The sequence below is a fragment of the Salmonella sp. SAL04202 genome (assembly GCF_046550775.1).
Classification (GTDB): Bacteria; Pseudomonadota; Gammaproteobacteria; order Enterobacterales; family Enterobacteriaceae; genus Salmonella; species Salmonella enterica.
Genome location: NZ_JBGDXK010000003.1, coordinates 105,597 through 124,288, shown reverse-complemented (window position 1 = coordinate 124,288; position 18,692 = coordinate 105,597). Strand labels below are relative to the sequence as shown.

Sequence of the window (18,692 nt, the reverse complement as noted above, 5' to 3'; positions counted from 1 at the left end):
CACTAACGGGCCCGCTGTTTTATTGGCTCAAAAAACATATCCCAGAGATGCTCAGCCATACCTTCATTGGTGAGCAATGCTTCCCTTGATGAACCCGCGCCAAAGACGCCCATTAATGGGCGAAACCCGAGAATCTGACCGTTATTGTCAATGGTTAAGCTTTCATTGTAAGTATTGCCAATTGTACCATCCTGGCTATAACCGATATCACCCATCCCCATATTTCGCCCGCTATTACGCCAGATTGCACATTGACCGACTTTGCTCCCACCCATGTAGATCGCACAAGTGAAGGCGTCTGCATCACGCTTATGAAAATCGACTTCTAGCCCGGCATGGCGTTTTTTGAGTTCTGCCAGCGATCCTTCAAAATAACGGGCGACATATTCAAAACCATCACGGCAAGCACGATCCTTATCAAGGTCGGTAAAACGTTTTGGCAGCGAAAGATTGCTGGAACGTGGTGCGAAAACCGTCTCTATTGCTTGAAACGTCGGGTTTGCCGAAACCGGTGAAGAGATTTGCGTAGCCTGATGTGTTTTTTTCGCTTCCAAATTGGCAATAGCGCGGGAAACGGCACCGGCAACCTGAAAATAGCCGTCATCATGGCTGGCAAATTTGGTTATTGGCTTACCGTCAATTGTTGCCGCCATAATTCTGCCGAACGGTAGTTGATGCCAGTCGCACTCTCTTAAGATCACCGGAATGACCACCGCCTCGCCCCGGTTATGCCGCTCCAGAGCGTTGGTCATTTCTACCTGATAGCAATAATCAGAAGCGATAAAATCACTGCTAATCAGCAACAGGATGATATCTGCCTGGGAAAAGTAGAGGTCTATTTGGTTCTCAAACTCTTGCCCTGGAATGATACAGCGATCGTGCCATGTGGTGATCTTGCCCATGCGCTTCAGGGGGGAAAGATGCTTCTCAAGCTCATTGCGCAGCGCTTCGTCTGCATGAGAATAGGAAAAAACGAGAGTGGTCATAATGTGTAGGATACTCCGATAGAAAAGTACCGTTATTTTGCGCCATAAATGCAAAAGAGTAATCCCGCCAATCTCAAGCTATTGATGCGAAAACTTTCCCCTTATCTTGGTATCGCTCTGACGTCAGGGTATGATCTTTCGCATTCGCCGATTTTATGCGGCCTGGTGGACATCGTGCCGGGTAGCGCTGATTTTTTGAGGTTTTAATGAATAACGCTGAACAACAGTTCCTGAATGAGCTGGATAACAAATTCTGGAAGGCCGCCGACAAGCTGCGTGCCAATATGGATGCCGCCAACTACAAGCATGTAGTGTTAGGGCTTATCTTTCTGAAGTATGTCTCCGATGCTTTTGAAGCCCGTCAGCAGGAGCTGATCACCCTGTTCCGCGATGTTGGCAACCCGGACAACATCTACGCCATGTCGCGCGATGATTACGACTCCGACGAAGACTACGCGCAGGCGATAGTTGATGAACTGGAAGTCGAGGATTACTACACCGAAAAGAACATCTTCTGGGTCCCTAAAGCTGCTCGCTGGGACACGCTGAAAACGAAAGCGATTCTGCCGACCGGTACGGTGCTGTGGGTGGATGAAACGACCGGACAGGATGTGAAGCTGCGCTCCGTCTCCTGGCTGGTGGACAACGCGCTGGATGAAATCGAAAAAACCAACCCGAAACTGAAAGGCATTCTGAACCGCATCAGCCAGTACCAGTTGGGCAACGAGGTACTGACCGGGCTGATTAACACCTTCTCTGACGCCAACTTCAGCAACCCGGAATATAACGGTGAGAAACTGAGCTTAAAGAGCAAAGATATTCTCGGCCACGTCTACGAATATTTCCTCGGTCAGTTCGCGCTGGCGGAAGGTAAACAGGGCGGCCAGTATTACACGCCAAAAAGTATCGTCACCCTGATTGTTGAAATGCTGCAACCGTACAACGGGCGCGTATATGACCCGGCGATGGGTTCCGGCGGGTTCTTTGTTTCCAGCGACCGCTTTATTGAAGAGCACGCGGGCGAGAAGCAGTACAACGCCGCCGAGCAGAAGCGCAATATCTCTGTTTACGGCCAGGAGTCGAACCCGACCACCTGGAAGCTGGCGGCGATGAATATGGCGATCCGGGGTATCGACTTTAACTTTGGCAGCAAAAACGCCGATACCCTGCTGGACGATCAGCACCCGGATCTGCGCGCCGACTTCGTGATGGCAAACCCGCCGTTCAACATGAAGGAGTGGTGGAACGCGAAGCTGGAAAACGACGTGCGCTGGAAATACGGCACACCGCCGCAGGGCAACGCCAACTTTGCGTGGATGCAGCACATGATCCACCACCTCGCGCCAAAAGGTTCGATGGCGCTGCTGCTGGCGAACGGCTCAATGAGTTCCAACACCAACAATGAAGGCGAAATCCGCCGCAACCTGATTGAAGCCGATTTGGTCGAGTGCATGGTGGCGCTGCCGGGCCAGCTCTTTACCAACACCCAAATCCCGGCCTGTATCTGGTTCCTGACCAAAGACAAATCCGGCGGCAACGGCAAAGCGCACCGTAAAGGCGAAGTGCTGTTTATCGACGCGCGCCAGATTGGTTATATGAAAGATCGCGTGCTGCGTGACTTTACCCGCGAGGATATCGCCAGAATCGCCGATACCTTCCACGCCTGGCAGACGGATAAAGACTATGAAGACGAAGCCGGGTTCTGCTTCTCAGCAACACTGAAAGATATTCAGAAAAACGACTTTGTGTTGACCCCTGGGCGTTATGTCGGTGCTGCCGAGCAAGACGAAGATGATGAACCGTTTGCCGAGAAGATGGCACGACTGACGGCGCAGCTTAAAGACCAGTTGGAAGAGAGTGCTGAGCTGGAGAAGCAGATTAAGGCGAATCTGGGGGGACTGGGTTATGAGTTTTGAGATCCCATTCTCGCATATTGCAGAGATTATTATGGGGCAATCCCCTAAAGGCGAAGATGTTAATAATGAGGGGATAGGACTCCCCTTATTGAATGGACCTACAGAGTTTACTGACCGTTACCCTGTACCTGTGCAGCATACTGCATATGCAAAAAAAACATCGTTACCAGGGGATATTTTATTTTGTGTTCGTGGTTCAACAACCGGCAGGATGAACTATTCTGATCAAAAATATTGTATAGGTCGAGGTCTTGCTGCAATAAGAGGTCGAAACGGATATCCGACACCTTACGTTAAAGCTGTATTAGAGACTTATCTTCCTAAATTGCTGGCAGCTGCGACAGGATCAACTTTCCCTAATGTTAGCAAAGACCTTATTAATAATATTCCAGTAAGTGTTTTACCTGTTGAGAATGCTTGTAATATTAGTAAGCTCATCGAATTGCAGGAAGAGAAAGTATTCACCAATAATCAGATAAACCAAACCCTCGAACAAATGGCCCAATCTTTGTTTAAAAGCTGGTTTATCGATTTTGAACCGGTAAAAGCCAAAATCGCGGTGCTGGAAGCGGGCGGTTCGCAGGCAGATGCAACGCTTGCCGCCATGACGGCCATTTCTGGGAAAGATGACGATGCGTTGGTGGTTTTTGAGCGTGAACATCCTGAGCAGTATGCCGAGTTAAAAGCCACGGCAGAACTGTTTCCGTCAGCGATGCAGGAAAGTGAGTTGGGGGCGATTCCTAAAGGATGGGGTGTAGAGAATTATCGTTCTTTTTGTGATTTTGTTCAAAGTGGTGGAACACCAAAGAGATCAGAAGAGACTTATTGGGATGACGGTGATATTCGATGGCTATCATCAGGTGAAGTTAGAGATAAAATAATTTTTGAGACAAAAGAAAGAATAACTGCGATTGGTTTGCAAAATAGCACCGCCAAGCTTTGGCCTAAGTATTCAACTGTTATGGCAATGTATGGAGCTACCGCTGGTAAAATTTGTTTGCTTGCAAATGAAATGTCTGCCAATCAGGCTTGTTGTGCTCTTTACTCTAGAAAATATTCATTTTTTATTTATTTCTCAATGTGCAATAGTGCATCTGTTATTGCATCAAAAGCTTCAGGTTCAGCCCAGCAGAATTTAAATAAAGGCATTATAGAGAACGCAGTTTTCTGTAAGCCAACGGAAAATCTAATAGATATTTATAATAAATCAATTAATGGATTAATATTAAAATGGATTTCGAATGTTAAATACAATGAGAATTTAACCCAACTCCGCGACACCCTTCTCCCCAAACTTCTCTCGGGCGAAATTACCCTGCCGGAAGCAGAACAGATAATCAGCGAGGAAGCCTGATGCTAAGCGAAGACGATTTAGAACAGCAATGCCTGCAATGGTTTGCTGAACAGGACTGGGAAGTGCTACACGGGCCAGATATCGCACCGGATGGCGATAACCCGCTACGTGCCTCATTTCATGATGTGTTTCTGCGCCCGGTGATGCTGGAACAGTTGCAAACCATTAATCCCCATCTCCCTGTTGCCGTGCTGGAAGAAGTGATACAGCGTATCGCCCATGCCCAAAGCCCGGATCTGGTCGTCAGCAATAAAGCCTTTCATCACCTATTGCTCAATGGCGTGCCCGTTGAATATAAGCATGAAGATAAGGTGATTCACGACAACGCGCTGTTAATGGATTTCAACCATCCAGACAACAACCGCTTTATGGTAGTGAACCAGGTCGCCATTCAGGGAATAAAGCAGGTACGTCGCCCGGATGTTATTGGCTATATCAACGGCCTGCCGGTGGCGGTGATCGAACTAAAAAGTCCGATTGATGCTAACGCCGATATCTGGGCGGCGTTTAACCAGCTACAGACCTATAAAAACGAACTCAGCGACCTGTTTATTTGCAATGAAGCGCTGGTGGTGAGCGATGGGCAGAACGCGCGCGTTGGCTCTCTCACGGCGGATGAAGAGCGCTTCCTGCCGTGGAAAACCGTGGCGAACGAAAATGATAAACCACAGTTTGACTGGCAGCTTAAAACCGTGGTGCAGGGCTTCTTTAACCGTGCGCTTCTGCTCGATTACATTCGTTATTTTGTCCTGTTTGAGAACGACGGTAAGCGGCTGATTAAGAAGATTGCCGCCTATCACCAGTTCCACGCGGTGCGTGAAGCGGTTGCAGCTACGATTGTGGCCTCGACCGGTAAACATCTGCCGCTGCACAGCAATATTCAGCCCGGCAGTAAAAAGGCAGGTGTGGTCTGGCATACCCAGGGTTCCGGCAAAAGTATCTCCATGTGCTGCTATGCCGGGAAACTGCTGCAACAGGCGGAGATGAACAACCCGACGATTGTGGTGGTAACGGATCGTAACGATCTAGACGGGCAGTTATACGCCACCTTCTGCCAGGCGCAGGATTTGCTGAAGCAAACGCCGTTACAGGCCAATGACCGCGACGAGCTGCGCGAGCTGCTTAATGCCCGTGAATCCGGCGGCATCATCTTTACCACCGTGCAGAAGTTTGCGCCGCTGGATGGTGAGCAGAGCCATCCGGCACTTAATCAGCGCAGTAATATCGTGGTGATTTCTGATGAAGCGCACCGTAGCCAGTATGGCCTGAGCGCCACGCTGGACAGACAAACTGGCGTCTACAAATACGGCTACGCCAAACACATGCGCGATGCGCTGCCGAATGCGTCGTTTATGGGCTTCACTGGTACGCCGATTGCCTCGGAAGATAAAGATACCCGTGCGGTGTTTGGCGATTATGTCTCTATCTACGACATTCAGGATGCGGTCGATGATGGCGCAACGGTGCCTATCTACTATGAATCCCGGCTGGCAAAGCTCGACCTGAACCATGAAGAGCTGGAAACGCTATCCGATCAGGTCGATGAACTGGTAGAAGACGAAGAGGCGGGGCAGCAGGAGAAAACCAAAGGCGACTGGAGCCGCCTGGAAAAGCTGGTCGGTTCAGAGCCACGTATTCAGCAGGTCGCCGCTGACCTGGTTCAGCATTTTGAAACGCGCAATGCGGCCATGAATGGCAAGGCGATGATTGTCGCCATGAGCCGCGAGATCTGCGTGAAACTGTACGATGCTATCGTGGCGATACGCCCGGAATGGCACAGTGAAGACGTCGAACAAGGGGCGATCAAAGTCATCATGACCGGATCGGCGTCGGATAAAGATCATCTGCAATCGCATATCTACAACAAACAGACCAAAAAACGCCTGGAAGCCCGCTTTAAGGATCTGAACGATCCGCTGAAACTGGTGATTGTGCGGGATATGTGGCTGACCGGGTTTGATGCCCCATGCTGCCACACCATGTATATCGACAAACCGATGCGCGGTCATAATTTGATGCAGGCGATTGCCCGCGTTAACCGCGTGTTCCGGGATAAACCCGGCGGGCTGGTAGTGGATTATATCGGCATTGCCAACGAGCTGAAGCAGGCGCTGAAAACCTATACTGATTCAAAAGGCAAAGGACAGACGACGGTTGATGCCCGGGAAGCTTTTGCTATTCTGCTGGAAAAAATGGATGTCATTCATGGGATGTTTGCCCGTTCGGCAGGTAAACCGGGGTTTGATTACACGGGCTTCTCCCGCGATCCGCTGGCCTTCTTGCGTGATGCCGTGAACTACATTCTTGGGCTGGAGGACGGTAAAAAGCGCTACCTTGATGTCTCGCTGGCGATGAGCAAAGCCTGGTCACTATGTAACACGCTGGATGAGGCCGAACCTTTGCAGGAAGAGTTCGCGTTTCTTTCGGCGATCCGGGTGGGGCTTATCAAACTCGATCCGAAGGCCAAATTTAGCCAGTCAGAAAAAAATTCGCTGCTGAGTAAAATTCTTGATAATGCCGTTGTTGCAACAGGGGTTGAGGATGTTTTTGCTTTGGCCGGATTGGATAAGCCGAACATAGGTTTGCTGTCGGATGAGTTCCTGGAGGAAGTGCGGGAAATGCCGCAGCGTAATCTGGCTGTAGAATTGCTGGAAAAACTGCTCAATGACGGGATTCATGCACGTTCCGGTAACAACGTAGTGCAGCAGAAGAAATATTCTGACCGCCTGAAAGCCGTACTGCTCAAATACAATAACCGGGCGATTGAAACCGCGCAGGTAATTGAAGAGCTGATCGAGATGGCGAAAGCGTTTCAGGACGCAATGGCGCGCGATGATGCGCTGGGGTTGAACCCGGATGAAATCGCCTTCTACGATGCGTTAGCCGAAAACGAAAGCGCAGTACGTGAACTGGGCGACGACACTCTCAGAAAGCTGGCTATTGAAGTCACGCGGCAACTGCGAAAATCCACCACCGTAGACTGGCAAGTACGAGACAGCGTGCGGGCGAGGTTACGGGTTCTGGTTCGCCAGACGCTGCGTAAGTACAAATATCCACCGGATAAAACAGCAGGTGCGGTAGAGTTAATTCTAAAACAAGCAGAAGTTATTTCGAATCATTGGACGATGTAAATCTCAGGTTGACAGCTTCTTGCTGTCAACCTCGTTATTTTTATTTTTTGTGGTAGATATGAATACAGTACAGTTACCTAAAAAAGCAAATATTTATAAAGCAATGTTTTATTTTTTCTTCAGTAAGGAAAAATTTATTACGCTTGGCGCTATTAATAGCATGGCCTTTGATCTTGAAAAAGATGAATGTAAAAAGAAACTTGAAGCAGGACGTTATAGCCTAAATCCAGAGGATCATAAACATCATCTTGAAGAATGTTGCGATGACTTAAGAGCATCCCTTCTTGTTTCAGTATCGATAATGTTGGGCGTATTCTTCATGGTTATTTTGATTGGATTTTATTCAGGGAATTTTCGAGTTACCGCTCCATTAGTCTGGAAGAATGTAATCAGTGCCACGGGAATATTTACTCTATCATGGGCAACCTTATTCCAGTTAGGTTGGAGGAATGCATCATGGAAAGGTTATCGTCTTGATGAATTAGTCGGATTAGCAATATTTAGGCATGTTTTTATTTTCGGCTCATTCCTTAGTTTATTGTATTTTGCAATATAATATAGGGTGTTAAAAAATGTCAAATGAGATTAGGATATCATCTTTATCGGAATACATGGTATGGGTGAAAGACACCAGCAAAGAAAAAAAAGGGAATTTAAATCTATACCGAGGACATGCTGATAAAAAATGGCAACTCCAGCCAAGTGTATACAGAACAGATAGCGAAGGGAAAAGTTATCGGGCTCATGAATATGACTTATATCAGCAGATGCTACGTCGTAGTCCCGATGCTTTCGAAAAGGATAAATCAGTTTTTGAACGGTTAATTCGAATGCAGCATCACGGATTACCTACTCGGTTATTGGATCTTACGGAAAGTCCGCTAGTAGCATTATTTTTTGCTTGTGAAAATGAATGGAATAATGATGGTGAAATTTTTCTATTCAATCCGCGAAGGGATTCTATATTATATCCATGCGAAATTCCTGATGCCTCATTTGCTGGGGTGGAAAATAAAATACAATTTAATGATCTCAGCAATAGAAGTGTGAATTATCTAATTGATTTTTTTACAGCAGAGAGAAAGCGTACCTGTGGATATATATTGATTGATTCTGAATATATACAACTATTAGATTTCTGTACATCTGCATTATTAACAATTGGCTCAACAGTAGAAATCAATGATTTTTTATCTATTGCTTGTATTTTTCAAAGCATCCATGACAAAATTGTCGATTTTTCGCAACGATGGCAAAATGATGAACTTCATGTTGAAATTGGGCTAGATCATCAAGCATGCCTTAAGACAAAACTTTTTGCCCTTGAATTTAATAGACGTTTTAATGAGATGCAAAAACTTATCATTGAAGTATTGTCCAATTTAGTTGGTTTAAAGAATGGTTTAACTAATAATTTAGATTATTTTATAAAGCAGTTCGCCTTTTTTAATATTGTCCATTCTCAAATGAACAATGAAAGAATTAAACGTCAGCAGGGCTTGTTTCTTATCTGGCCTCCAATGGAGAATAAATTTTGGGGAATTGAGAGATTTTGTGCTCCTACGCGTGTAACAATAAATGCTCAAGCAAAAAAAGAAATATTAGACAACCTAGCTTCGTTAGGTATAACGAGGAGCTATCTATACCCTGAGCTAACTGAGCAAGCAATGGATATCAAAAAATTATATCCGATAGTTTAAATATGCTATCAATGAAATAATATTAACAATCAGCTTACTCTAATATTGAATAAGCTGATTGCCTTTTTATTGACTTCTGGATACCCGAATATCAAGAAGGACCTGTGGCTCTTGAGAGAAGAATTGCTTCATCTTCATGTGCAATCACCTGTGCAGCACCATTCCCTTCCCACCATGCCATTAGTGCATTACCGGCTTGTTCATCAAGGTCATCCGTAACTTTTAACATGGCTTTAATACCATGTGCTGCTGTTTTGACCGGGTACAACTGTGATGTATGAGTTATACCTCAAACTTTGCATCTTACGGCACAATTTCACGAAAGGCTGGACCTCAAAGTCATTAAATATAACTTGTAATTATTTTAGAGCTGATGCAGTCTATGGATTCTCTGTGATGTAATGGTTTCATTAAATCGGTAATGAGTTTATTTTTCGAAGGGGGAAATATGTCTAAAAAAACTCTTAGGGAGTTTGTGAAACATGACTCAATCAAAAATATCCAAAGAAATCTATTTAAAATAGACTCGAATTATAAAAGACTTATTCATTTTTGCTCAGGTTCTAAAAATATTGAAAGAACTAATAAAAATGTAGCGCTAACTAATATTGCAAAAGGAACACATCGTTCTTTAAGCTTACTGGCCAATAATCTGTCAGATGACTATGACATAACATTAGTAGCATTATGCACGAGAAATATTTTTGAGCTTAATATCAGACTAAGATCGATAGTTAAAGATGAAAACTCGCTTAACACATGGATGAGTGAGATGGTTATGGATGAAAATCAAATTCTAGATGCTATTTCAACGATTGCTAATGATAACCACGCCGCTGAACTGGAGTTGTTCGAAAATAAAAAAAGACTAAATAACTCCATTTTAGATAAACATGACTTAAAAAGTGTCAAAAGTCCTGAAACAGTCAAAAGCATTGCTGAAAAAGTTGGTGAATTGGAAGAGTACGCGGCGTTATTTAAACTATTTTCAAAATTGTTGCATCCTACTTCATATCTTATCAATTCACATAGCACAGCAGGTTGTATCGACAACTTTAACATACTGATTGTATCTGCACAAAAATATGCATTTGATCTGTTTGAGAGGTTAAGAAATGAATTAAACGTGCCCGAAGATGTATTAAAACAGTGGTGATGTTATATTTGTATTAGCTCAGACCTGATCTACTCACCTGTTAAATAACAAGACGGATATTAATAACGTTTGCTCCTGGCACGAAGCAGTTCAAACGAAGAAGAACAACTTCATGTCAAGGGCAGGTATCACACCTAGTTAAGAAACAATCTTAACCCTGTGCCATCGGTAGTAATGAGTGGCAGGTGCCACATTATTATTCCACTAGGCCATGATAAGAACCGACAGAAATCACGGCATCAACAAATTTCTTCGCCATTTCTCGATCCATTATCACGGTTTTTCCATCAACAGTTAAATAGATGCTGTCTTCGGCATAGAATGAAGAACGACCGAGTTCTAGAACCATAGAGGTTTTACCTCCTTGATCCTTGATTGTTTCTTCGAAAAACATAGTAGTAGCCATAGAAATTTCCTTTTGCAATTTTCGAGATTAATATTTGAGGAGCAATTTAACTTCCTATCTTACGCTCAGTGGATTTTAACACAATAAATGGTAGCAACTTCCGCTCCTGGCACTAAACCGACCCCAGATCAATGCTCTCCTCTAAACACCTCTTTCCTATGCCATTCCACAAACCGCTCGCCCGGATAATTTTCTTTAACCGGGGGCAACGCAATCGCCTTTCCCGCAAAATCCCAGAACAGCCGCTGCACCACCCCACCACCATTTACCGCGTCGGAAACTATCACACGCATATTTTCATCCAGGCCAATCGAACCACGATCAAACGCTTTATGATGGATTGCGCACAATGCCAGGCCATTAGGTACTTCACAAGGGCCATGGTTCTGCTTCCATCTGATATGGGCAGCTTCCAGGGCAATTGGCGCATTGTCGTGGCGCATGTTGAAGCCGCAGATAGCGCACTGATAATTGTAAGCACGTAGCACCATCTGACGGAACTTCGGATCGCGTTGACGGAGAGAGGTGCGAATATCAAACCCCATCTCATCAGCGATGTCTTCCTGAATACTGGCTGGGAAATGCGCCTCCAGGAGCTGCTGCGCCAGCGTATCAATTAACCTGTGATTTTTTGCCACCAACGCAAAACTATCGGCATCAAATCCACCCGCGACATTATATTCGATGAGTTCACGTCGGGGTGGCTGGCGGCTACCATTGGTTGAGCACAGTTCCGCGTTTTGTAGTTCCCAAAAGCCATCGCCCTTCAGACGCCAGAACGGCATGTCCGGGCGCTGGTCACGGCGCTGCGGTCCATAACGTTCCAGAAGATCCAACAAGGGCTCGTAGATTTCAGAACCATAGTTAAACAGGCGATCATGACCCTGCCGATAGTGTGAGAGGACGTGCAGCAGCAATAATGGCTTATGTGGCGCACGCTGTTCGCCTTTGCGCCAGATAGTGATACTTGATATCGCTTGCTTTAGGGTTTTGTCAGAGGCCATTACATTGAAGAATCCATGAGCACATATTTGCGATGATGCTCGCAACTATATGTACATTCAAGGCTTTATTGCAGATATCTTTTTTATTTGTCAGCTCTGTACCTGGCAGATGAAAACCCGATAACAACGGTAAAAAATACAGCGACCAACCAGCCCTAATCGGGCTGGTTGGTCATTTTAATTTAAACATCAACCACGAAACAACGGCACTCGTCTCACTCACCATGCCCCTGGTTGATCTTCGCATAGTCAAATGGCGTGATCCCTTTCTCCCGATTAGCATCCAGGAAATCAGCCCACCATTGCAGCATCAGTTTGCGTTCGTCGATAAACTCCGCCTTATGGATATACGCTGCCCGCACTGAGTTACGTTCCATATGGCTCATCTGCCGTTCTACCGCATCCTTCGACCATAGCCCTGACTCAATCAATGAGCTACAGGCCATCGTGCGAAAGCCGTGACCACAAACCTCAACTTTAGTGTCATACCCCATCACCCGTAGCGCACTGTTCACCGTGTTTTCACTCATCGGCTTACGCGGATCGTGATCGCCAATAAAAATCAGTTCATGCTTGCCACAGAACTGCTTTATCTGTTTCAGGATCGCCAGTGCTTGCTTAGAAAGCGGCACCAAATGCGGTGTGTGCATCTTTGAGCCTCGGTGAGAATGCTTAACGTCAGGGATAGGTTCTCTCTCTGGTGGGATCGTCCACATCGACGTTTCAAAATCAATCTCCGACCAACGAGCAAAGCGTAGTTCACTGGATCGAATAAAAATCAGTAGGGTAAGTTCGGTTGCCCAGCGGGTTAATGGTCTTCCGGTATAGCCATCTATTTTCTGAAGCAGTTCTGGAATACGCTTTAAGGCCAGCGCAGGACGATGCTTTCGATTGCCAGAAGCAACCGCTCCTGCCATCTCCTGAGCCGGATTGTAATCAATTAAACCGCTTTGTACTGCATAACGCATGATGGCCGTAGTACGTTGTTGGAGACGGGAAGCCACTTCAAGACGTCCAGACGTCTCTACGGCCTTAATGGGAAATAACAAATCGCGGGTGCTCAATTCAGCAATATTGCGCGTCCCAATCGCCGGAAAAACATTATCCTCCAGACTCTTTTTCACTCGCTCAGCGTGATCTTCCGACCATTTCTGGTTGGTCGCGAGCCAATCTCGGGCGACCTTCTCGAAAGTAATAATCTCTTTCGCCTGTTCTTCTTTCACAGCACGTTTATGTGCTCGAGGATCGATACCAGCAGCAACCAGCTTCCTGGCCTCCTCCCTTTTCTTCCTGGCATCCGCCAGTGAAACTTCGGGATAAACGCCAAACGCCATCACATGCTGCTTGCCACCAAAGCGAAAACGAAATCGCCAATATTTGGAGCCATTAGCATGTACCAGTAAAAACAGGCCGTCACCATCAGATAGCGGGTTTGCATTATCTTCAGGTTTTGCCGAACGGACTTTAGTATCAGTCAGAGCCATGATGGTTCTCCTTCCATGTACCGCCGTGAGTATACAAACATTATCGAATCAGCATATATACTCAGTTATATACTCACAAGCGACTTGATGTGGGTTGACCCGAGTTGACTTCAATTAAGGGAAAAATCGTGAAAAGCCTTGTGTGGCGCGGATTTCAGGCATAAAAAAAGACCTCAGTTGAGGTCCATTTACATGCTTTTGGTGCCGAAGGCCGGACTCGAACCGGCACGTATTTCTACGGTTGATTTTGAATCAACTGCGTCTACCGATTTCGCCACTTCGGCACTGAAGAGGTATGCGGAAAACGTTGTGGATTATACCTGTCATACGCCGCCATGCAAGCACGAGCATACACCTGTATCGCTAAGTGCTGAAAATTTCAGCAGCGTTGAGTATTAAATAGAATAATCAGGCTACTTCCCGCCTTCTTCAGCAGATTAACGCCGGGCGTCCCTTGCCTCCATGCTCTACACTTTTCAGTTCAACACCACATTAAGGGAAGCACAATGACGATAATAAAAAGCTACGCCGCCAAAGAGGCGGGCGGCGAGCTCGAACTCTATGAATATGATGCGGGAGAACTCCAACCGGAAGATGTCGAGGTACGGGTCGACTACTGCGGGATCTGCCATTCCGATCTGTCGATGATCGACAATGAATGGGGGTTCTCTCAATACCCTCTGGTTGCCGGACATGAGGTCATCGGTCGGGTGGCCGCACTCGGCAGCGCGGCACAGGATAAGGGGCTAAAAGTCGGCCAGCGCGTTGGAATCGGCTGGACGGCGCGCAGCTGCGGACACTGCGATGCCTGTATCAGCGGCAATCAAATTAACTGCCAGGAAGGCGCAGTGCCCACTATCCTCAATCGTGGCGGTTTTGCCGAGAAGCTTCGCGCGGGCTGGCAGTGGGTAATTCCTCTTCCGGAGAATATAGATATGGCGTCCGCAGGCCCGCTGTTATGTGGCGGCATTACGGTCTTTAAACCGCTATTGATGCACCATATTACTGCTACCAGCCGCGTTGGCGTCATCGGTATTGGCGGGCTGGGGCATATCGCCATAAAGCTGTTACACGCAATGGGCTGCGAAGTCACCGCGTTCAGCTCAAATCCATCGAAAGAGCAGGAAGTGCTGGCGATGGGGGCCAATAACGTGGTGAACAGCCGCGATCCGGAAGCGTTAAAAGCACTGGCGGGTCAGTTCGATCTCATTATCAACACGGTCAACGTCGATCTCGACTGGCAGCCCTACTTCGAAGCGCTGACCTATGGCGGCAACTTCCATACCGTTGGGGCGGTATTGAAGCCGCTGCCCGTACCGGCGTTTACATTAATTGCCGGCGATCGCAGTATCTCAGGCTCGGCAACCGGAACGCCATATGAACTTCGCAAACTGATGAAATTCGCCGGACGCAGCAAAGTCGCACCCACCACGGAACTGTTCGCAATGTCACAAATCAACGAAGCTATTCAGCACGTTCGCGACGGCAAAGCCCGCTATCGTGTAGTGCTAAAAGCTGACTTCTGACCGCCTGACTCAGCGCTTTGACAATGATCAGGAAGCGCTGAGTGCCTGACGAAAAGCCTGTACAGCCAGTCGGCACTGCTCCGTCACGTGCTCGATGTCATGATTAACATCGATACGCGCAATATCATGTTCATCGGCACAGGGTCGCTCCAGCGCATCAAACTGACTTTGCAGCAGGTCTGGCGGCATAAAATGCCCGGCACGACGCTGCATTCGCTGCAGAATAGTAGCGTAATCGCCATCCAGCCACAGGAAATGTACGTTAGGGCTACTCTTACGTAAAATATCGCGGTACTGTTTTTTTAATGACGAGCAGACAATAAATCCCGTCTCATTTTTTTTATAAAGACTGTATGAAGCGTCATTTAATCGTTCCAGCCAGGGTAAGCGGTCTTCATCAGTTAACGGTATTCCCTGAGACATTTTATCAATGTTTTTCGCCGGATGGAGATCATCGCCGTCAATAAACTTCGCAGAAAATAATGTTGCAATTTTGCTACCTATTAAAGACTTACCACTACCTGAAACACCCATTAAAATATAGCTTTCCCCGGCCATTTAAATACCTCTGAGTCATATTCCACACAACAATATTACGCCTCTACGTTCGACAATTTCACGTTTTTTAATTTCCATAGAGAAGAACTCTAAGGCACATCACGTTATGCGTAACATTGTAGTGTAACAATTTTCCAGCGTGACATAAGTCACAAATAGTGACAAATAAAACCGCTTAAATGCGTTCAGGGTAACTACCTGACCAGTGAGGAATTTATGGAAGTAAAAACTCAATCCTGCGTTGTTGCGGGTAAGCGTGCTGTTGCCGTTACGGAACAAAATATTGAATGGAATAATAAAGGAACACTCGTACAAATTACCCGTGGCGGCATTTGTGGGTCTGACTTACATTATTATCAGGAAGGCAAAGTCGGCAATTTTACAGTAAAAGCGCCAATGATTTTAGGTCATGAAGTGATTGGCAAAATCGTTCATAGCGACTCAGATTTATTACGTGAAGGACAACCGGTAGCGATTAATCCATCGAAGCCTTGCGGTCATTGCAAATACTGTCTGCAGCATGAAGAAAACCACTGTACTGAAATGCGTTTCTTTGGCAGCGCCATGTATTTTCCGCATGTCGATGGCGGTTTTACCCGATTTAAAGCTGTCGATACCGCTCAGTGCATTCCCTGGCCGGAACAGGCGGACGAAAAAGCCATGGCCTTTGCCGAGCCGCTGGCGGTTGCCATTCATGCGGCTCATGAGGCGGGCGATCTGCAGGGCAAACGCGTCTTTATCTCCGGCGTTGGCCCTATCGGCTGCCTGATTGTTAGCGCGGTAAAAACGCTGGGCGCGGCGGAAGTGGTATGTGCCGATATCAGTACCCGTTCTCTCTCGCTGGCCCGGCAGATGGGCGCGGATACGCTGGTGAACCCACAGCATGATTCTCTTGATGGCTGGAAAGCAGAAAAAGGGTATTTCGATATCAGTTTTGAAGTCTCTGGGCATCCTTCCTCAATCTCAACGTGTCTGGAAGTCACACGGGCAAAAGGCGTGATGGTGCAGGTTGGCATGGGCGGCGCAGTCCCCAACTTCCCGATGATGATGCTAATAAGCAAAGAGATCTCGCTGAAAGGCTCTTTCCGCTTTACTACCGAATTTAATACTGCGGTTTCCTGGCTTGCCAACCGCGTTATCAATCCGCTGCCGTTACTGAGCGCGGAATATCCATTTACCGACCTGGAAGCGGCGCTGATCTTTGCCGGAGACAAAACACAGGCGGCAAAAGTTCAGCTCGTTTTCTGAGAAAGTAAAATAAGGGACACTATCATGAACGATCTTTTTTCACTGGCAGGTAAAAATATCCTTATCACCGGAGCCGCTCAGGGAATTGGTTATTTGCTGGCGACCGGTCTTGGTCGCTATGGCGCGCGCATTATTGTTAACGATATTACCCCGGAGCGCGCCGAAACAGCCGTGACGAAACTCCAGCAGGAAGGGATAAAGGCTATTGCCGCTCCCTTTAATGTCACCCATAAACAGGATATTGAAGCTGCGGTTGAACATATCGAAAAAGATATCGGCGTCATTGACGTCCTGATAAATAACGCCGGTATCCAGCGCCGTCATCCGTTTACTGAGTTTCCCGAACAGGAGTGGAATGACGTCATCGCCGTAAATCAGACCGCGGTTTTTCTCGTCTCTCAGGCCGTTACGCGCCGTATGGTGGCGCGGCAGGCAGGAAAAGTGATCAACATCTGTTCGATGCAAAGCGAGCTGGGCCGCGACACGATTACGCCATACGCCGCGTCGAAGGGTGCCGTGAAGATGCTGACTCGCGGCATGTGCGTGGAGCTGGCGCGTCATAATATCCAGGTCAACGGTATTGCGCCGGGATACTTCAAAACGGAGATGACCAAAGCGCTGGTTGAAGATGAAGCCTTCACCTCCTGGCTATGCAAACGTACGCCTGCCGCACGCTGGGGCGATCCCCAGGAGCTAATTGGCGCAGCGGTGTTTCTCTCGTCAAAAGCCTCCGACTTTGTTAACGGACATCTGCTGTTTGTCGATGGCGGTATGCTGGTTGCCGTCTGACCAGGGAAATACGACGCAGCGCGTAAGCGCTGCTATTTTGGCGCTAATAAGAGAGACGAATATGCCATTAATAATTATTGCGGCAGGCGTTGCGCTGCTGTTGGTTTTAATGATTGGCTTTAAAGTTAACGGCTTTATCGCCCTTGTTCTGGTTGCCGCCGTGGTGGGATTTGCCGAAGGAATGGGCGCGCAAGACGTCCTGCACTCCATACAAAACGGAATTGGCGGTACTCTGGGCGGACTCGCCATGATCCTCGGTTTTGGCGCGATGCTGGGAAGATTAATTTCCGACACCGGCGCAGCGCAGCGCATTGCGACGACGCTCATTAATACGTTCGGCAAAAAACGCGTGCAATGGGCGCTGGTGATCACCGGGCTTATCGTCGGCCTGGCAATGTTTTTTGAAGTCGGATTCGTACTGCTGTTGCCGCTCGTTTTTACGATTGTGGCCTCATCGGGACTGCCATTGCTGTATGTCGGGGTTCCAATGGTCGCCGCCTTATCCGTTACGCACTGCTTCCTGCCGCCGCATCCCGGCCCTACCGCTATTGCGACAATTTTTGAGGCAAATCTCGGTACGACCCTGCTGTATGGGTTAATCATTACCATACCGACCGTGATTGTTGCCGGCCCTCTGTTTTCAAAATTGCTGGCGCGCTTTGAGAAAGCGCCGCCTGAAGGATTATTTAATCCTCATCTATTCAGTGAAGAAGAGATGCCGTCATTCTGGAACAGTATTTTTGCCGCCGTGATCCCGGTCATTCTGATGGCCATCGCAGCGGTATGTGAAATCACGCTGCCAAAAACGAATGCCGTGCGGGTTTTCTTCGAATTTATCGGTAATCCAGCAGTGGCGTTGTTTATTGCCATTATCATCGCCATTTTTACGCTGGGCCGACGCAATGGACGTACGGTTGAGCAGGTGATGGATATCGTCGGCGAGTCCATTGGCGCTATTGCGATGATTGTTTTTATCATCGCGGGCGGCGGCGCGTTTAAGCAAGTGCTGGTGGATAGCGGCGTGGGTCAATATATCTCGCAATTAATGACCGGCACATCGCTATCTCCGTTATTAATGTGCTGGACGGTAGCCGCCGTGCTGCGTATTGCGTTAGGTTCCGCGACCGTGGCCGCGATAACCACAGCGGGCGTCGTATTGCCGATTATTAACGTAACCCACGCCGATCCGGCGTTAATGGTACTGGCGACAGGCGCGGGAAGCGTTATTGCATCACATGTTAACGATCCCGGTTTTTGGCTGTTTAAAGGGTATTTTAATCTTAGCGTCGGGGAAACCCTACGCACCTGGACCGTTATGGAAACATTGATTTCTGTCATGGGGTTGCTGGGCGTACTGGCGCTGAATGCGGTTCTGCATTAATTCATCATCCGCAGCCCAATTAACCATGGGGGCGACGTTCCCGCCCCCGGTAC

General features: G+C 47.5%; 16 protein-coding genes and 1 tRNA gene. 10 read left to right on the top strand and 7 right to left on the bottom strand.

Translation table 11 applies throughout. The features are described from left to right. Nucleotides 1-2 precede the first annotated feature (2 nt). Nucleotides 3-986 (bottom strand): toll/interleukin-1 receptor domain-containing protein, encoded by a 984-nt coding sequence (locus tag ACLJQJ_RS14380; RefSeq protein WP_023253002.1) that lies wholly within the window; start codon nucleotides 984-986, stop codon nucleotides 3-5. 206 nt (nucleotides 987-1,192) lie between these two features. Between ACLJQJ_RS14380 and ACLJQJ_RS14375 the strand changes: the two genes are divergently transcribed. The 5 genes from ACLJQJ_RS14375 to ACLJQJ_RS14355 are packed head-to-tail and all read left to right on the top strand — an operon-like array spanning nucleotide 1,193 to nucleotide 9,087. After that, nucleotides 1,193-2,902: a type I restriction-modification system subunit M gene (locus tag ACLJQJ_RS14375; protein WP_063808976.1), complete on the top strand. Its 1,710-nt coding sequence runs from the start codon at nucleotides 1,193-1,195 to the stop codon at nucleotides 2,900-2,902. Next, the gene (locus ACLJQJ_RS14370; RefSeq protein WP_063808977.1) at nucleotides 2,892-4,256 is read left to right on the top strand and encodes a restriction endonuclease subunit S; all 1,365 of its coding nucleotides are present in this window, start codon (nucleotides 2,892-2,894) and stop codon (nucleotides 4,254-4,256) included. Before ACLJQJ_RS14375 ends, ACLJQJ_RS14370 begins: the two co-directional genes overlap by 11 nt. Beyond that, complete coding sequence (locus ACLJQJ_RS14365; RefSeq protein ID WP_063808978.1) at nucleotides 4,256-7,387, top strand: type I restriction endonuclease subunit R; 3,132 nt, start codon at nucleotides 4,256-4,258, stop codon at nucleotides 7,385-7,387. The genes ACLJQJ_RS14370 and ACLJQJ_RS14365 overlap by 1 nt, the downstream gene beginning before the upstream one ends. A gap of 58 nt (nucleotides 7,388-7,445) precedes the next feature. After that, nucleotides 7,446-7,943: a hypothetical protein gene (locus ACLJQJ_RS14360; protein WP_063808979.1), complete on the top strand. Its 498-nt coding sequence runs from the start codon at nucleotides 7,446-7,448 to the stop codon at nucleotides 7,941-7,943. A 16-nt stretch (nucleotides 7,944-7,959) separates the two neighbouring features. Continuing rightward, on the top strand, nucleotides 7,960-9,087 hold the full coding sequence (locus ACLJQJ_RS14355; RefSeq protein ID WP_077950913.1) for an FRG domain-containing protein: 1,128 nt from the start codon (nucleotides 7,960-7,962) through the stop codon (nucleotides 9,085-9,087). A gap of 91 nt (nucleotides 9,088-9,178) precedes the next feature. Here the strand turns inward: ACLJQJ_RS14355 and ACLJQJ_RS14350 are convergent, their stop codons facing one another. Beyond that, nucleotides 9,179-9,373, bottom strand: a complete 195-nt coding sequence (locus ACLJQJ_RS14350) for an aminoglycoside phosphotransferase family protein (RefSeq protein ID WP_371061915.1) — start codon at nucleotides 9,371-9,373, stop codon at nucleotides 9,179-9,181. 162 nt (nucleotides 9,374-9,535) lie between these two features. Here ACLJQJ_RS14350 and ACLJQJ_RS14345 point away from each other — a divergent pair, with 162 nt between their 5' ends. Continuing rightward, complete coding sequence (locus tag ACLJQJ_RS14345) at nucleotides 9,536-10,243, top strand: DUF5677 domain-containing protein (protein ID WP_063808981.1); 708 nt, start codon at nucleotides 9,536-9,538, stop codon at nucleotides 10,241-10,243. Between the two features lie 196 nt (nucleotides 10,244-10,439). Here the strand turns inward: ACLJQJ_RS14345 and ACLJQJ_RS14340 are convergent, their stop codons facing one another. The 4 genes from ACLJQJ_RS14340 to ACLJQJ_RS14325 all read right to left on the bottom strand — a co-directional run bounded on the left by ACLJQJ_RS14340 (nucleotide 10,440) and on the right by ACLJQJ_RS14325 (nucleotide 13,421). Continuing rightward, complete coding sequence (locus ACLJQJ_RS14340; RefSeq protein ID WP_052932383.1) at nucleotides 10,440-10,649, bottom strand: hypothetical protein; 210 nt, start codon at nucleotides 10,647-10,649, stop codon at nucleotides 10,440-10,442. A gap of 128 nt (nucleotides 10,650-10,777) precedes the next feature. Next, a complete protein-coding gene (locus tag ACLJQJ_RS14335) occupies nucleotides 10,778-11,653 on the bottom strand; it encodes a phosphorothioated DNA-binding restriction endonuclease (RefSeq protein ID WP_063808982.1) in 876 nt (291 codons plus the stop codon). A 215-nt stretch (nucleotides 11,654-11,868) separates the two neighbouring features. Continuing rightward, complete coding sequence (locus ACLJQJ_RS14330) at nucleotides 11,869-13,137, bottom strand: tyrosine-type recombinase/integrase (protein WP_063808983.1); 1,269 nt, start codon at nucleotides 13,135-13,137, stop codon at nucleotides 11,869-11,871. A gap of 199 nt (nucleotides 13,138-13,336) precedes the next feature. Further along, nucleotides 13,337-13,421 (bottom strand) — tRNA-Leu (locus ACLJQJ_RS14325). 222 nt (nucleotides 13,422-13,643) lie between these two features. Between ACLJQJ_RS14325 and ACLJQJ_RS14320 the strand changes: the two genes are divergently transcribed. After that, nucleotides 13,644-14,663: an NAD(P)-dependent alcohol dehydrogenase gene (locus tag ACLJQJ_RS14320; protein WP_000152563.1), complete on the top strand. Its 1,020-nt coding sequence runs from the start codon at nucleotides 13,644-13,646 to the stop codon at nucleotides 14,661-14,663. A gap of 27 nt (nucleotides 14,664-14,690) precedes the next feature. Here the strand turns inward: ACLJQJ_RS14320 and idnK are convergent, their stop codons facing one another. Then, complete coding sequence (gene idnK, locus ACLJQJ_RS14315; RefSeq protein WP_000896756.1) at nucleotides 14,691-15,221, bottom strand: gluconokinase; 531 nt, start codon at nucleotides 15,219-15,221, stop codon at nucleotides 14,691-14,693. 216 nt (nucleotides 15,222-15,437) lie between these two features. Here idnK and idnD point away from each other — a divergent pair, with 216 nt between their 5' ends. From idnD to idnT, 3 genes are all read left to right on the top strand, one after another. Continuing rightward, the gene (idnD, locus tag ACLJQJ_RS14310; RefSeq protein ID WP_000453353.1) at nucleotides 15,438-16,469 is read left to right on the top strand and encodes an L-idonate 5-dehydrogenase; all 1,032 of its coding nucleotides are present in this window, start codon (nucleotides 15,438-15,440) and stop codon (nucleotides 16,467-16,469) included. 24 nt (nucleotides 16,470-16,493) lie between these two features. After that, nucleotides 16,494-17,258, top strand: coding sequence for a gluconate 5-dehydrogenase (idnO, locus tag ACLJQJ_RS14305; RefSeq protein WP_000998688.1), 765 nt, complete (start codon nucleotides 16,494-16,496; stop codon nucleotides 17,256-17,258). Between the two features lie 61 nt (nucleotides 17,259-17,319). Beyond that, the gene (idnT, locus tag ACLJQJ_RS14300; protein ID WP_001128356.1) at nucleotides 17,320-18,639 is read left to right on the top strand and encodes a gnt-II system L-idonate transporter; all 1,320 of its coding nucleotides are present in this window, start codon (nucleotides 17,320-17,322) and stop codon (nucleotides 18,637-18,639) included. Nucleotides 18,640-18,692: the final 53 nt, after the last annotated feature.